Annotated in this window: 2 protein-coding genes; both read left to right on the top strand. The window is 63.5% G+C overall.

Annotation, left to right across the window (positions count from 1 at the left end):
* Positions 1-200, top strand: a 200-nt coding sequence (locus CF70_RS37320) for a DUF4399 domain-containing protein (RefSeq protein WP_035860921.1), incomplete at its 5' end; no start/stop codon positions are given.
* Between the two features lie 43 nt (positions 201-243).
* Positions 244-684: a DUF4399 domain-containing protein gene (locus tag CF70_RS04430; RefSeq protein WP_035860917.1), complete on the top strand. Its 441-nt coding sequence runs from the start codon at positions 244-246 to the stop codon at positions 682-684.
* Positions 685-957 lie beyond the last annotated feature (273 nt).

Below are 957 nucleotides of genomic sequence, written 5' to 3'. Positions count from 1 at the left end.
TGATCGACACTGCCCTGCCGCCGATGGACAAGGAGATTCCGAACGACCGGAACCACGTGCACTTTGGCGCGGGCGAGACCGAGGCGCGGATCGAGCTGCCGCCAGGCAAACACACCTTGCAGTTGCTGCTCGGCGACAAGGACCATAAGCCCCACGATCCGCCGATCTACTCCAAGAAGATAACCATCACCGTTCGATAAGGCCCGGGCCGCCGGGCCGGCGGCACGATACGGGAGAGAGTCCATGCGTAAGCTCATATCTGCTGCCGCGCTCGCCGCCAGCCTGCTTCTGAACGGTGTCATGCCGGGCAGCGCGATCGCGGGTCCGACGCCCGCGCCGTCCAATGCCTACCTGTACATCGGCTTCCCCAACAACAACCAGGTCCTGCCGGCGGGCAAGCCGATCAAAGTGTGGTTCGGGCTGCGCGGCATGGGCGTGGCGCCGCGTGGCGTGAAGTTTCCCAACACGGGTCATCACCATCTGTTGATCGATACAGACTTGCCGCCGATGGACAAGGAAATTCCTAACGATCGCAACCATGTGCATTTCGGCGCCGGCGAGACCGAGACCACGATCGAACTGCCACCGGGCAAGCACACCCTGCAGTTGCTGATGGCCGATGACAAGCACATCCCGCACAACCCGCCGATCTATTCCAAGAAGATCACGATCTACGTGAAGTGATCGCGTTCCGGTACAGCGCGGAACGCACCGCGCCGCCGGGATCGCGGTTGCGCCGCGCGCGTACCTCCTTCGTGGGCAAGCTCCACCCCCAATCGCATTGCGCGTACTGAACGTACCGCGCGCATCACGGCTCCCCCTGTTTCCCCAGTCACGCGGAGCGCGATCGCCGCGACACGCTGGCGTCTGTCGCTGACGAGCGAACACATGGTGTCTGTTGTGTTGGCATGCGCCCGCCAGATTTAGGCCGCCGCGCACCGTGCGTTGGCGCCATTT

Origin of the sequence: Cupriavidus sp. SK-3, from assembly GCF_000611145.1 — a bacterium.
GTDB lineage: Bacteria > Pseudomonadota > Gammaproteobacteria > Burkholderiales > Burkholderiaceae > Cupriavidus.
Note: the sequence above shows the minus strand (reverse complement) of the source record. Positions and strands in the feature narration are given on the sequence as shown.